At 62.6% G+C, this 13,337-nt stretch carries 13 protein-coding genes; 3 read left to right on the top strand and 10 right to left on the bottom strand.

Features of this window, described 5'->3' with window-relative positions; genetic code table 11:
- Nucleotides 1-92: 92 nt before the first annotated feature.
- On the bottom strand, nucleotides 93-842 hold the full coding sequence (locus ACFPN2_RS06800) for a FadR/GntR family transcriptional regulator (protein WP_380595868.1): 750 nt from the start codon (nucleotides 840-842) through the stop codon (nucleotides 93-95).
- 304 nt (nucleotides 843-1,146) lie between these two features.
- On the opposite strand from ACFPN2_RS06800, the gene ACFPN2_RS06795 reads away from it, so the two are divergent.
- Entirely contained in the window at nucleotides 1,147-1,851 is a 705-nt protein-coding gene (locus tag ACFPN2_RS06795; protein WP_380595867.1) for a glutamine amidotransferase-related protein, read from the top strand.
- Here ACFPN2_RS06795 and ACFPN2_RS06790 read toward each other — a convergent pair.
- Genes ACFPN2_RS06790 through ACFPN2_RS06780 form a run of 3 tightly spaced genes read right to left on the bottom strand, consistent with a single transcriptional unit; the run spans nucleotide 1,835 to nucleotide 4,176 of the window.
- Nucleotides 1,835-3,193, bottom strand: a complete 1,359-nt coding sequence (locus ACFPN2_RS06790) for an ATP-binding protein (protein ID WP_380595866.1) — start codon at nucleotides 3,191-3,193, stop codon at nucleotides 1,835-1,837. The two genes, ACFPN2_RS06795 and ACFPN2_RS06790, sit on opposite strands and share 17 nt — an antisense overlap.
- Entirely contained in the window at nucleotides 3,193-3,858 is a 666-nt protein-coding gene (locus tag ACFPN2_RS06785) for a response regulator transcription factor (RefSeq protein ID WP_380595865.1), read from the bottom strand. The genes ACFPN2_RS06790 and ACFPN2_RS06785 overlap by 1 nt, the downstream gene beginning before the upstream one ends.
- Nucleotides 3,859-4,176 carry a PepSY domain-containing protein gene (locus ACFPN2_RS06780; protein ID WP_380595864.1) on the bottom strand — a complete coding sequence of 106 codons (318 nt, stop codon included), beginning with the start codon at nucleotides 4,174-4,176 and terminating at the stop codon, nucleotides 3,859-3,861.
- Between the two features lie 110 nt (nucleotides 4,177-4,286).
- Here ACFPN2_RS06780 and ACFPN2_RS06775 point away from each other — a divergent pair, with 110 nt between their 5' ends.
- Nucleotides 4,287-4,607: a PepSY domain-containing protein gene (locus ACFPN2_RS06775; protein ID WP_380595863.1), complete on the top strand. Its 321-nt coding sequence runs from the start codon at nucleotides 4,287-4,289 to the stop codon at nucleotides 4,605-4,607.
- A 48-nt stretch (nucleotides 4,608-4,655) separates the two neighbouring features.
- Here the strand turns inward: ACFPN2_RS06775 and ACFPN2_RS06770 are convergent, their stop codons facing one another.
- The gene (locus tag ACFPN2_RS06770) at nucleotides 4,656-6,995 is read right to left on the bottom strand and encodes an NADP-dependent malic enzyme (protein WP_380595862.1); all 2,340 of its coding nucleotides are present in this window, start codon (nucleotides 6,993-6,995) and stop codon (nucleotides 4,656-4,658) included.
- 183 nt (nucleotides 6,996-7,178) lie between these two features.
- Between ACFPN2_RS06770 and ACFPN2_RS06765 the strand changes: the two genes are divergently transcribed.
- Nucleotides 7,179-7,676, top strand: a complete 498-nt coding sequence (locus ACFPN2_RS06765) for a hypothetical protein (RefSeq protein WP_380595861.1) — start codon at nucleotides 7,179-7,181, stop codon at nucleotides 7,674-7,676.
- Nucleotides 7,677-7,707: 31 nt separating this feature from the next.
- Here ACFPN2_RS06765 and ACFPN2_RS06760 read toward each other — a convergent pair whose 3' ends face one another.
- Genes ACFPN2_RS06760 through ACFPN2_RS06740 form a run of 5 tightly spaced genes read right to left on the bottom strand, consistent with a single transcriptional unit; the run spans nucleotide 7,708 to nucleotide 13,337 of the window.
- On the bottom strand, nucleotides 7,708-8,055 hold the full coding sequence (locus ACFPN2_RS06760) for a GFA family protein (protein WP_380595860.1): 348 nt from the start codon (nucleotides 8,053-8,055) through the stop codon (nucleotides 7,708-7,710).
- Nucleotides 8,056-8,097: 42 nt separating this feature from the next.
- Nucleotides 8,098-9,714, bottom strand: a complete 1,617-nt coding sequence (locus tag ACFPN2_RS06755; RefSeq protein ID WP_380595859.1) for an ATP-dependent DNA ligase — start codon at nucleotides 9,712-9,714, stop codon at nucleotides 8,098-8,100.
- Nucleotides 9,711-10,718: a ligase-associated DNA damage response exonuclease gene (locus ACFPN2_RS06750; RefSeq protein ID WP_380595858.1), complete on the bottom strand. Its 1,008-nt coding sequence runs from the start codon at nucleotides 10,716-10,718 to the stop codon at nucleotides 9,711-9,713. Before ACFPN2_RS06750 ends, ACFPN2_RS06755 begins: the two co-directional genes overlap by 4 nt.
- A gap of 19 nt (nucleotides 10,719-10,737) precedes the next feature.
- On the bottom strand, nucleotides 10,738-12,114 hold the full coding sequence (locus ACFPN2_RS06745; protein ID WP_380595857.1) for a UdgX family uracil-DNA binding protein: 1,377 nt from the start codon (nucleotides 12,112-12,114) through the stop codon (nucleotides 10,738-10,740).
- Between the two features lie 2 nt (nucleotides 12,115-12,116).
- Entirely contained in the window at nucleotides 12,117-13,337 is a 1,221-nt protein-coding gene (locus ACFPN2_RS06740) for a putative DNA modification/repair radical SAM protein (RefSeq protein WP_380595856.1), read from the bottom strand.

Genomic DNA, 13,337 nt, shown 5'->3' with positions numbered 1-13,337 from the left:
CCATTCTGGCCTGACCAATCGCCGATGTCAACGGCGAAATGCCCTAAGCCCGCGTCAGCTCACGGATTTCTCACCGGCGAGAAAAGTCCGCGCTACTTGTTCGCCACGTAGCGTTTGCGCTGTTCGGCGATCTGCTGACGGGCCTTTTCCAGCTCCTGGACCTCGGTGGCCTTGAGCAGGGCGTCGATGACGCGCGTCAGATGTTCGCGCATCGCCTCTCGGGCGGCATCGGCGTCGCGTTGCTTGAGCGCTTTGAGAATCGCGGTGTGCTCGTCGATTCGCGGCTTGACGCCGGTGGCGCGGACCTTGGAGCTCAGCGAGCGACTTTGCGGTGAGCGGGTGCGCGCGTCCCAAAGCATTTTCACGGCCGCGATCATGCCGCTGTTCTGGGTGGCGGCCGCGATCAGCTCGTGAAAGCGCCGATCGGCATCTTCGCTGAGCACCACGTCGTGCTCGTTTTCTGTGCGCATTTCATTGACGAGCGCGGCCAGCTCGGCGAGCTGCGAATCGTCGATGCGAGTGGCCGCCAGCGCGCAGGCCTCGCCTTCGATGGAACGGCGCGCTTCGAGCAATTCGAACGGACCGATGTCGGTCGCGCCCGCCTTGCCGCCTGGCGGCTCGGTGTTCATGACATACACGCCGGAGCCGACGCGCACTTCGACCAGGCGATCCAGTTCCAGTGCGATGATGGCTTCGCGAATCGTCGGGCGGGAGACCGAAAAGGCCTGCGCCAGCTCGCGTTCCGAGGGCAGCCGCTGGCCGACTTTGTATTCGCCGCGCGCGATGCCGCTCGCCAGCTTCTGAGCGATGCGCTCGTACAGTCGCTGTGTGTCTGCAGGCATTTTCGTCAAGCGTCGGCCGGTGATCGTGGAGGGGCCGATTATCGCTGGCTAGACCAATTGTCACAAGTCGCCGCCCCGGCAAATTCAGCTGAATGGCCGGTGCTGAGCATTGCCTGTTTGGAACGGTTCCAGGTGCCGGCCTAACCTGGTGTTTGATACTGGTCAGGCCAATTGCACACAGACGAGCCATCCCACCGCCGCGGGCGCTGAAGGATGGGGCTGTCTGTGGGCGCGGGGAATGTCTTAGGCGCAGCGACTCGGGGCATTGTTATGCTACGGACCATCGTTCTTTTCTGGGATCGCGATGGACCTGGGCATTCTCGAAACCGGCGCTCCGCCGGGCGATTTGAAGAATCACTTTGGCTCGTATGGCGACATGTTCCGGCAAATGTTGGGGCCGGACTATCGCTACTCGTATTACGACGTGCGCGGCGGGAAACTGCCCGAGCAGGTCGGCCGCCACGACGCCTATCTCATCACCGGCTCCGCTTCCGGCGTGTATGACGGCGATCCCTGGATCGAGCCGTTGAAACAGTTCATTCAGCAATCGTCGGGGCAGGCGCCCATGGTCGGTATTTGTTTCGGTCATCAGATCATGGCGGAAGCCTACGGCGGCCATGTGACCAAATCGCCGAAAGGGTGGGGCGCCGGGCTGCATCGTTATGACATCAAGCGTCGCGCCGACTGGATGAATTCGGATTCGGAACTGACGCTGAGCATTCCGGTGTCGCATCAGGATCAGATCATCGATCTGCCGCCGGACGCGAAGGTGCTCGCCGCCAGCGACTTCACGCCTTATGCGGTGCTCGAGTATCCGGAGCGTCGCGCGATTTCGTTTCAAGGCCATCCGGAGTTCTCGCCGGAATATGCCACGGCCTTGATCGATCTACGCCGGGGCACCCGTTATCAACAGGATTTCGCCGACGCGGCGGTGGCTTCGTTGCAGACGCCAAACGATGCAGTCCGCGTGGCCAAGTGGATTCGTAACTTCCTCAACGCGCCGCGTTGAGCTCTGGCGCCCGCCAAGCGACGGTGACTTTCAATCCGCCGAGCTCCGAACGCAGCAGCGTGATAGCGCCGCGTGTGGCGTCGACGAGGTCGTTCGCGATGGCGAGGCCCAGGCCGTGACCCGGGCCGGCCTCGTCGAGTCGTCCGCCGCGCATCAGGGCTTCGGCGACCTTTTCGGACTCGATGCCCGGGCCGTCATCCTCGACTAACAGCACGCCACCTTCGACGGCCTGGCCTGTAATACGCACGCGTCGACGTGCATAGCGCGCGGCGTTCTCGATCAAAGCGCCGGCGATCTCGAGCAGATCTTCACCGGCCACCGGCAGGCTCAGCTCCTCGGGGATGTTCACTTCGAACACCAGCTTCGCGCCGAATTCGGTTTTCTCCACCACCCCGACCAGCGATTCGATTAACGGCAGCGCAATGGTGGTGTCGCCACTCGGAGCAGCGCGGATGGCAGCGGCTCGGCTGCGAGCAAGCTCACCTTCGATGGCGGACGTGGCCGCCGCGATGGCTTGATCCAACCCGTCGGCAGCATCCGTCGCGCCGGCCTCGCGAGCCCGACGACTTTGCGCCGACAACGCGGCCAGCGGTGTTTTCAATCCGTGAGCGAGATCGGCGGCGCGTCGACGCGCGCGGCTCAAATCTTTTTCGCGTGCATCGGCAAGCTCGTTGATCGCCAGCGTGAGCGGCTCGATCTCGGCAACGTGCGCCGCCGCCATGCGCTCGCGAGGATTGCGCTTTAATGTTTCTACTTCGTTGCGCACGTGACGCAGCGGTCGCAAACCCAATTCAACCTGCACCCACGCCGCGGCCGACAAAATGAACCACAGAATCGCCAGGAACAGCGCCAGCTCCTCACCGAATTCTTCTCGGGCTTCGTGCAGCGATTTTTGCTCGTGGGCGAGCTGAACCAAGACATCGGCGCCCGCGCGCTCGGGACGGATGTAACGTTCGACGAGCAGCACCTGCTGATTGAAGGGCCCTTCGACAGCGCGAGTCTTCCATTCCAGCGACGTCGCCTTCCTGGGCTCGGGCAGATGCTGATCCCACAGCGAGCGGGAGTTCAGTGCGCCTTGCAGCGTGGAGACTTGCCAGTACAGGCCGCTGGCGGGCTCGAAAAAACGGGAGTCGCCGGGCTCATGCTCCAGCGCCGGAGTGCCGTCGGCGCCGACGGACAATGCCGCGGCCAGCTGCAAACCGTCACGAATCAGATCGGCTTCGATGCGATGTTCGATGTGACGCTCGAACAGCACCGTCATGGCCACCCAGGCGGCGGCCAGCGCGAGAAAGATCGCGATCGCGGCGCTCAGCAGCAGCCGAACGCGCAAGGATCGGGGCATCACCCACCGTCACCCGCGAGCAAATATCCAAAGCCGCGCCGGGTCTCGATCACCTGCGGGCCGATCTTGCGTCGTAGCCGTACCACCAGTGCCTCGATGGCGTTGGAGTCGCCCGGCTCGTCGGCGCCATACAAATGTTCCGCAAGCTCGCCGGCCGAGACCGCGCGGCCGCTTTGATGGGCCAGATAGTCGAGAAAACGAAATTCCAGTTGTGACAACCGGATCGGGCGGCCGCTGAAGGTGGCGGACATACGATGCGTGTCGAGCACGAGCTCGCCGACCTCGATGGTCGAGGAGGCCCGGCCGGCGGCGCGACGAACCAGGCCGCGGATACGTGCGATCAGCTCGCCCATTTCGAAGGGCTTGCCGAGATAGTCGTCGGCGCCGGCTTCGATGCCCGCGACTTTTTCGGTCCAGTCATTGCGGGCCGAGAGAATCAGCACGGGGAAGGTGCGCTGCGCGCCGCGCCAGCGTTTCAACACCGACAGGCCGTCGATGCGGGGCAGGCCGAGATCCAGGACGGCGACGTCGTAATCTTCGACGCTGCCCTTGTACCAGGCGTCTTCGCCTTCAGTGGCGATGTCCACGACGAAGCCGGCACCGGACAAGGCCTGAGCCACGTCCTCAGCGACCGCCGCTTCGTCTTCGATCACCAATGCACGCAATCAATCGTCCTCGATGTTCAACACCTTGCCGTTGCGCGCATCTATTTTCACTTCGCGCACGCGGCCGGTGCTAGTGAGTATTTTTATTTCGTAGATCAGTCCGATTTTTTCCTGCTCGAGCTCGACCTTGATCACGTCGCCGGGCACCTGCTGGTTGGCGATGGCGAGGATTTTCTGCAGCGGCAGCACTTCGCCGCGCAGGAGGGCGTCTCGCACCAGCTGGCGCTCGTTGTCCTTCTTGTCGGCCAGCCCCGTGGACATCCCCAGCGACAGCGTGCTGAGCAGCAGGACGAGGGGGACCCAATGTCTGGATTTCATGGCGTTACTGTGACTGCCAGGTGCTGACGTCAAGCTGACGGCCGCTGACGGGCTGTCGTCAGCATGCTACGCGTAGATTGCGTCAGGCAGTTTTACATAGGAGCGCAGATATGACTATTGGAACGAACGGCGCGCGTGCCGTACTGCTGGCGACGGTGGTAACGCTGGCGGGCGCGGTCGGAGCATCGGCCTGGGCGCAGAACGCAGCGGCCCCGGTCGTCAACGTCCCCGCCAACGCCTTGAGCATCGGCGAGATCGAGAACCGGCTCAGCGCGCAGGGCATCAAGGTCAAGGAGATCAAGGTGCGCGATCTGCTCGCCAAGGTCGAGGGCTATGACGCGCAGGGCCGTGAGATCGAGATGGTGATCGATCGCCGGAACGGCGAGACGCTGTCACACAAATATGATGACGACGATCATAAGCGCAAGTAACGACTTGCAGGCGGTCGCTCCCGAGCGGGAGCGACCGCCATTGCGGGATCAGGGCGAGGACAGCCCCAGCTGAATCTGCTTCGCGGCGTTGGCGTGCACGACGGTGAGCGCCGCCATGTTCACGATCCGGCGCACCGTCACTGACGGGGTCAGGATGGTCACCGGCGCGGCACAGCCCAGCAGGATCGGCCCGATGGCCACGTTCTGACCGGCCGCGGTCTTCAGCAAGTTATAAGAAATATTGGCGGCGTCGAGGTTCGGCAACACCAGCAGATTTGCCGAGCCCTTGAGGGTCGACTCGGGCAACGCGGCCTTCCGGATCGCTTCATCGAGCGCCGAGTCGCCGTGCATTTCGCCATCGATATCCAGTTCCGGTGCGGCTGCGCGCACCAGCTCGAGCACGCGACGCATCTTCACCGCGGACGGCGCATTGCTGGTGCCGAAGTTGGAATGTGAGATCAGCGCGATCTTCGGCTCGATGCCGAAGTTTCTGACTTCTTCGGCGGCCTGCACCGTGATCTCCGCCAGCTGCTCGGCAGTGGGATCGAGGTTCACGTGCGTATCGACGATGAACAGCTGCCGGCCAGGCAGCACCAGCGCGCTCATCGCGCCGTATACAGTTGTTCCAGGCTTCTTGCCCAGCACACGGTCGACGTATTTCAGATGTCGGCCGCTGCTGCTGATCGTGCCGCAGATCAGACCATCGCCTTCGCCCTTCTTCAACAGCATCGCCGCGATCAGCGTCGTGCGTCGACGCATCTCGAGCTTGGCGTACTGAGCGGTCACGCCCTCGCGACCCATGCGCTGGCGATATTCTTCCCAGTACTCGCGATAGCGCGGGTCGTTCTCCGGGTCGACGTTGGTGAAGTGCTCGTCACGTCGCAAGCGCAAGCCGTACTTCTGGATGCGCTTGTCAATGACGGCGCGACGCCCGATCAGAATCGGCCGCCCCAGCTTTTCATCGACCAGAATCTGAGCTGCGCGCAGCACGCGCTCTTCTTCGCCTTCGGCGAAGATGATGCGCGAATGTTCCTTGGCCACCCGACGAGCGGCGGCGAACACCGGCTGCATGAAGGTGCCGCTGTGATACACGAACTGCTGCAGCTTCTGGCTGTAGGCGTCGAAATCCTGAATCGGCCGGCTCGCGACACCGCTGTCCATCGCCGCCTTCGCGACCGCCGGGGCGATCTTCACGATCAGGCGCGGATCGAACGGCTTCGGAATGATGTATTGCGGACCGAAGGTCAGGTTTTCGGTGTTGTAGGCGCTCGCGACGATGTCGTTCTGTTCCTGACGCGCCAGTTCCGCGATCGCATGGACCGCGGCGATCTCCATCGTGCGCGTGATCGTCGTTGCACCGACATCGAGCGCGCCCCGGAAAATGTAGGGGAAGCACAGGACGTTGTTCACCTGGTTCGGATAATCGGTGCGGCCGGTGGCCATCACCGCATCGCTGCGCACGGCCGCGACTTCTTCCGGCAGAATTTCCGGCGTCGGATTGGCGAGCGCGAGAATCAGCGGGCGCGGCTTCATGGTGGACACCATGTGCGGCTTCAACACGCCGCCGGCCGACAAGCCCAGGAATATGTCAGCGTCGACGATGATTTCGGCGAGCGTGCGCTGGTCGGTCGGCTGAGCGAAGCGCTCCTTCTCCGGATCCATCAATTCTTTGCGGCCCGTATAGACGACGCCGGCAAGATCGGTGAGCCAGACATTTTCGCGGGGCAGGCCGATGTCGACCAGCAGATCGACGCAGGCGAGCGCGGCGGCACCGGCGCCGCTGACCGCCAGCTTCACCGATTTGATGTCCTTGTTGACCACCTGCAGGCCGTTCAACACGGCGGCGGCGACGATGATGGCGGTGCCATGCTGATCGTCGTGGAACACCGGGATTTTCATGCGCTCGCGCAGGCGGCGCTCGATGATGAAGCACTCGGGGGCTTTGATGTCCTCGAGATTGATGCCGCCGAAGGTGGGCTCGAGCGCGGCGATCACGTCGACCAGGCGGTCCGGATCGTTCACGTCCAGCTCGATATCGAACACGTCGATGCCGGCAAATTTCTTGAACAGCACCGCCTTGCCTTCCATCACGGGCTTGGCGGCCAGCGGGCCGATGGCGCCGAGGCCGAGCACCGCCGTGCCGTTGGTGATGACGGCCACCAGATTGCCGCGGGCCGTGTAACGAAATGCCGCCAGAGGATCGTCGGCAATCGCTTCGCACGCCGCGGCCACGCCGGGCGAATACGCCAGCGCCAGATCGCGCTGGTTGGTCAACTGCTTGGTGGCCGTAATGGCCAGTTTTCCAGGCGTCGGGTGCTCGTGGTAGGCGAGGGCCGCCTGGCGAAGATTATCGCGCGCGTTTGCTGACAAGGAGCTGTCTTGACTCATTCACCGGGACTCTTGGTAACCCGAAGATAAATTCATGCAGATTTGGGGGCGCCACTGTATTCGATTCGCACGGGTCTGCATACAAGTTGCGAAAGGGTACTGGAGCCTGCCGCCGCGACAGCCTATCCTATGCGCCGTCTACCAATCGGTAGGCGAATCAGGTTATGAGTAATCACCCCGGACATGACCCACTCCTGTGACTTTGTCGCGCCCGTCCGCCGCTCGAAAGAGGTCAAGGCGGTTTGCGCGGCCCTGCGTGTCCTGGTGGAACGCGGCGAGCTGCGCAGCTTTCAAGAAGGCAAGCTGCGCGTCGGCCGCATGCCCATCGATGTCGAGTGGCCGGATGGCCGTGTCAGCCGGCTGCGCATCGACATCGAAGCGGCGACACTCACATTTGCGGGCTTGATGGAAGCAGGCGCCGGCTCAGCGTTGTATCGGGAATTAAAGGCGTTGGCGCGTGCCGCGCAGACGCCGGGCCGCGATCCGGCCCGCATCGATCCGGCCCGGGCGATGTTGCGCGTGACGGAGCAGGCCGGTGCGGTGTCCTGGTCCATCATCGTCACTCGCGGCGAGTACGAGTACTGCACGCGTCGCCTGATCGAGCTGGTGCGCGAGGCGCTGGCACTGGCCATGGAGCCAATGCCGCTTGCCCAAAACTATCAGACCGCCGCCCTGAGCTGATAACAGTACAGCGTACCGACCGTCCGGACGGTTAGAAGGATTTGCCGTCCACTGGCTTGCGCTTGATGCCGGCCAGATCGAACTCTTCCAGACAGCGCACATTGATGGCGGCCATCTTGCCGCCCTTCGGATTGACGCCCACGCCGAACGGCGCGCAGCCGCACTTCCCGCAGAAATGATGCTGAATGACGTGCCTGTTGAAGGTGTACGTGCTCAAGCAGTCGGCGCCTTTGCTCACTGTCAACTGCTCATGCGGAATGAAGGTCAACAGGTAACCTTTACGACTGCAATGAGAGCAGTTGCACTCCATCACTTCGTCGAATGTTCCTTCGAACTCGAACCCGATGTCGCCGCAATGACAGCTGCCTGTGTATTTCATGAGGGCCCCCTTTTGTTGAATGAATGGATTGTCAGCGTGTAATCAAATGTTAGCCGGTCGGGGCGCGGGCAGGAGCATGGCTTGCAGATTGGCCAGCGTGTCCGCTTCGCTGGCGGGCTTGTCGGTGCGCCAGCGCAGGATTCTCGGGAAGCGCAGGGCGATGCCGGATTTGTGACGACCCGAGGCGGCGATGCCTTCATACGCCAGCTCGAATACCTGACTCGGCTCGACCGAGCGCACCGGACCGAATTTTTCCACGGTGTGAGCCCGGATCCAGCGATCGAGCTGCTCGACTTCGGGATTGCTCAAGCCTGAATACGCTTTGGCCACCGGCACGAGCTCTTGCTCCCGCCACACGCCGAAGGTGTAGTCGGTGTACAGGTTCGAGCGGCGCCCTTGACCGGGTTGGGCGTAGATCATGACCGCATCGAATGAATGCGGCTCGATCTTCCACTTCCACCACGCGCCCCGTTGACGGCCCGTGCCATAGCCCGACTCGAGCGCTTTCAGCATCAAGCCTTCGACGTTGCGCTGTCGTGAGTCGGCCCGTGCAACGGCGAGCTCTTCCCAGGTCGGCGCGGTGACTAAAGGCGAGACCTGCAGAATGGGCGACGTGTTCGACAGCAGCTTTTCCAGATGAGCGCGCCGTTCTCGAAGCGGTGCTGCGCGAAGATCCTCGCCGTTGAATTCCAGTAAGTCATAGGCGAGGAAATGCACCGGCACTGTCGCCAGAATCGCGGCGGTGAGTTTCTTGCGTCCAATGCGCTGCTGTAACAACGCGAAGGGTTGGATGCGTCCGTCTTTCCAGGCGACGACTTCGCCATCGAGCACGATGCCGTCGGGCAGCGTGGCGGCCGCGTCGACGATCTCAGGAAAACGTTCGGTGATGCGCTCCTCGCCGCGCGACCATAAGTGGCATTCGCTGGCGCGGCGGATGAGTTGGCCGCGAATGCCGTCCCATTTCCATTCCGCCTGCCAGGAGTCGCGGTCGCCGAGTTGGCTCTGTTCGCCTTCAAGTGGCGACGCTAGAAAGAACGGATACGGAACGGCGGGATCGGTACGCGGACTCTCGGCCGCATGCAGCGCTTGCCAGAAGAGGGCGCCGGGTTGCCAATCGCCCATCAATCGGCCCGCGAGCTCGGTGCGTTCGATGCCCGTGACATCGGCGAGCGCACGCGTGACCAATAGTTGCGACACGCCGACGCGCAACTCGCCGGTGAGCAGCTTGTTCAACAGAAAACATTGGCGATACGGCAGCTCGCGCCACCAGCTGGTGATGGTCTGGCGTTGCACGTCTTCCTCCGCCTCACGCAAAGGAAGCAGGCGATCCTCGATCCAGTCGGCCAGGGCGATGTCGTTTGTGCTGGCCTCACTGTGAGCTGTGCCGGCCGTGAGTAGTGCGATGGCCTCGGCCAGGTCGCCGACCGAGCTGTAGGATTCATCGATCAGCCATTCGGGCAGCGCGGCTTCGTCGATCAACCAGCGTTTCAACAGCGCGGGGCCGATGAAACGTTTCAGTCGGCGGCCCGAGAGAATGTACGTTGCCCACGCCGCATCGGCGGGCGGCGCTGCGCGAAAGTAGCGGGACATTGCAGCGACCTTGAGATTGGTCGATTGCGTCGTATCGAGCTCTTCGTACAGCGCGGCGAAGGCTCTCATTGCTGCTCCTCGTTGCCATATGCCGTCTGGAGCGCGGCGGCGGAGATGCCAAGCTCGTTCATGTAACGAGCCAGGGCGTCGGAGTAACCGTGAGTGAGCAGGATCTTGCTTGCGCCGGTAGCTTTGAACGTATCGATGAGGCCCGGCCAATCGACGTGATCGGAAAGCACGAAGCCGCGGTCATAGCCGCGTCGGCGACGATTGCCGCGCACTCGCATCCAGCCCGAACAGAAGCCGCTGGAATGATCGCCGAAGCGTCGCATCCACGGGGTACCGGCGGCGCTCGGCGGAGCGATGATCAGAGCGCCGCGATAGTCTGCTTTCTTCTCGCCGGTGACGGGCATCGTCGGAAGCATCTCGATGCCTTGCTGTCGATAGACGTCAGTCAGCACGTTGACCGCGCCGTGCAAATAAACGGTCTCATCGGTGAGCGCTCGGAGTTCGGCTAACACGCGCTGTGCCTTGCCGAGCGCGTAACAGAACAATACGGACGCGAGTCCGCGCTCCCGATTGGCTCGCCACCAGCGGAAGATTTCTTCGACGACTTCGCCAGTGGGCTGCCATTGATAGACCGGAAGGGCGAAGGTCGCTTCGCTGATAAATACGTCGCACGTCAGCGGCTCGAAGGGCGCACACGTTGGATCGGGCTGTCGCTTGTAGTCGCCGGACACGACCCATACTTGTCCTTCGTGTTCGATGCGCAGCTGCGCGGAGCCGAGAATGTGACCGGCGGGATGCAGTGAGATCGTCGTTGCGCCGACTTGCAGTCGCTCGCCGTAGTTCAAAGGCGTCGGCTGATGATCCGCACCCAGGCGATGACGTGCGATGGCCAGGCCGGGCTCGGCGAGCAGATAACGGGTGCTGCCTTGGCGCAGATGATCGCCATGCGCGTGCGTGATGACCGCGGTTTCCACCGGCCGCCACGGGTCGATATGAAATCCACCGGCCGGGCAATACAGGCCGTTTTCTGTGACGGTCACCAGCGGTGGCGGAGTGGCGGACATCGTTACAGCAAGTGCACCGTCACGCGGCGAGTTCCCGGGCACGGCGCAAATCGTCCACCAGGTGGGAGCGCAGTTGGTCGGCGTTCGACGGGTCGGCGCGCAGGATTGCGGACGGATGATAGGTACATACGACCTGCGCTCCGCTGGCGTGTGGAATTTGCAGCTGGCGGGCCGATTCGATCGAGTCGGTCAGGCCGGCGACAGCGCGGAGTGCCGATGCGCCAAGGGCAACGATGATGCGAGGTTTGACTTGCGACACTTCGGCATCGAGCCAGTGATTGCAGGCCGCGACTTCCGAAGCATCGGGCCGTTTGTGTAGGCGGCGTTTGCCGCGCGGTTGCCATTTGAAATGTTTGACGGCGTTGGTGACGTACAACTCGCCGCGTTCCAGCCCGGCCGTTTTCAACGCTTCGTCGAGCACGCGCCCGGCGGGGCCGACGAACGGACGACCGCGCAGGTCTTCTTCATCGCCGGGCTGTTCGCCAACCAGCATGATTGACGCCGAGGTTGCGCCTTCGCCGAGAACGGCCTGGGTTGCGTGACGCCAGATGTCACAACGACGACACGCGGACGGACCGCCGGAGTGATCGGGCAGATCCGCCAGCGCGCGTTGCATGGCTCGAGCTTTGGCGAGCTCCAGATCCATGGCTTCGCGCTGGCGCTGAGCAAAGCTCGCCTGACCGTCGCGCAACAGCGTTTGAATCTCGACGGACTCGGGCAAGTTGCGCCAATACCGCTGCGGCATCTCGCGTTTCATGGCCGGCGGGTTGATACGCGACACGTTGCAGATGTTTCGATAGTACGTGCGCCACAGTCCTTCATGCGCATCCGCTTTGGGCAGCGTCGACTTCTCCGGTGTTTCGATGAATCGCAGCTCACCGTTCTGCCACAGCGCGGTGCCGTCGGGCGTGGCGATCATCCATTCCATGTTCGGGAAGCGTTTGCAGAAGAACGGCACGCCCAGGCGCAGGACTTCATGCGTCGGCTCGAACCAGGCGAAGTATTTCTTTTCGCCTTGTTCGTCGGTCATTTCTCGAAAGCGAACGAACGCGTGCATCTTGTGGACCTCGCGGTTCACGGCGCTGGCCATTTGCATGGCGCGGTGAACGTCGGGATCGGCAGCGTCTTCCAAGAGGTGAGGCTGCCGTAAGGAACGCCAGGCCAGCCGATACATCAAATCCCAGCGGCCGTCGTGGCGATAGCAACTGAGGGTTTCCAATAGCTCGATCAGCTGGCGTGACAGGCGCAACGGTGCCGGCGCTTCGAGCGATGGCACCAACGGTTCGAACTGCCGGCCGAGCCGCCACTCGATGTCTTCGGGAATAGTGCCGGCGGATAACAGCGGACGCGCCACGTCGCGCCACTGCGTGAACTCTTGTACGCAGGCCGAATACATAGTCAGAACAACGACTGCTGTTCGGGCGCTGAGATCAACGCGTGCCGCAGGCCATCCGAGCTGCGATCGCTCTGCTGCGGCCTATAATCAGCCGTGCAAATGAAATGGCGTGCGCGCTTCAATGTCGCGCCGAGTGTTTTCAAATCCTCGTAACGCAGCTTGCGATGACGGCGCGAGCTGATGATGCGATCAATCACTCGCACACCCAATCCCGGCACTCGCAGGAGCAGGTGGCGGTCAGCCGTGTTCACATCCACCGGGAACTGATGGCGATTCGCCAGCGCCCACGTGGTCTTCGGATCGACGCTCAAATCCAGCTTGCCGCCCGGCATGGCCTGCGACAGTTCGCCGAGCGAGAACTCGTAGTAACGCATCAGCCAATCGGCTTGATACAACCGATGCTCGCGCATCAGCGGCGGCGCCTTGTTGGGCAGGAGCGCGGACGTGCGTTGAATCGGGCTAAATGCCGAGTAATAAATTCGGCGCAGCTTGTACGAGCGATACAGTGTGTCCGCCGTTTCCATGATGGACGCGTCGGTGCTTTCGTCGGCACCGACGATGAGCTGTGTGCTCTGGCCCGCCGGAGAGAAGCGCGGCGCTTTCGCTCCCCCATCCGCTTTCTCATCGAGCTTGAGACGAATCTCGCCCATGGCGCGCTTGATGGACACATCGCTCTTTTCCGGCGCCAGCGTGGTCAGCGCCTCGCGCGTCGGGAGTTCGATGTTGACGCTCAAGCGGTCGGCATAACGGCCCGCGGCCTCGACCAATTCCGGACTCGCTTCAGGAATGGTCTTCAGATGGATGTAGCCGCGAAACTCGTGCTCTTCGCGCAGCGTGCGAGCGACTTCGACCAATTGTTCCATCGTGTAGTCAGCCGTTCGGATGATGCCGGAGCTGAGGAACAAGCCTTCGATGTAGTTGCGTCGATAAAAGGAGAGCGTCAGGTCGACCACTTCCTGCACCGAGAAGCGAGCTCGTGGAATGTCGCTCGAACGGCGGTTGATGCAATAGAGACAGTCGTACAGACAAAAGTTGGTCAACAGGATCTTGAGCAACGAGACGCAGCGACCGTCGGGCGTGTAGCTGTGGCAGATGCCCATGCCCGTGGTCGAGCCCATGCCTTTGCCCGGCGCAGCGCTACGTTTGGGCGCGCCGCTGCTGGCGCATGAGGCGTCGTATTTGGCGGCGTCGGCCAGGATGGCGAGCTTGGTCTCCAGGTCCAT

Source organism: Steroidobacter flavus, assembly GCF_042651805.1.
Lineage (GTDB): Bacteria > Pseudomonadota > Gammaproteobacteria > Steroidobacterales > Steroidobacteraceae > Steroidobacter > Steroidobacter flavus.
The sequence above is the reverse complement of the archived record's forward strand: the minus strand, read 5'-3'. Positions and strand labels throughout refer to the sequence as shown.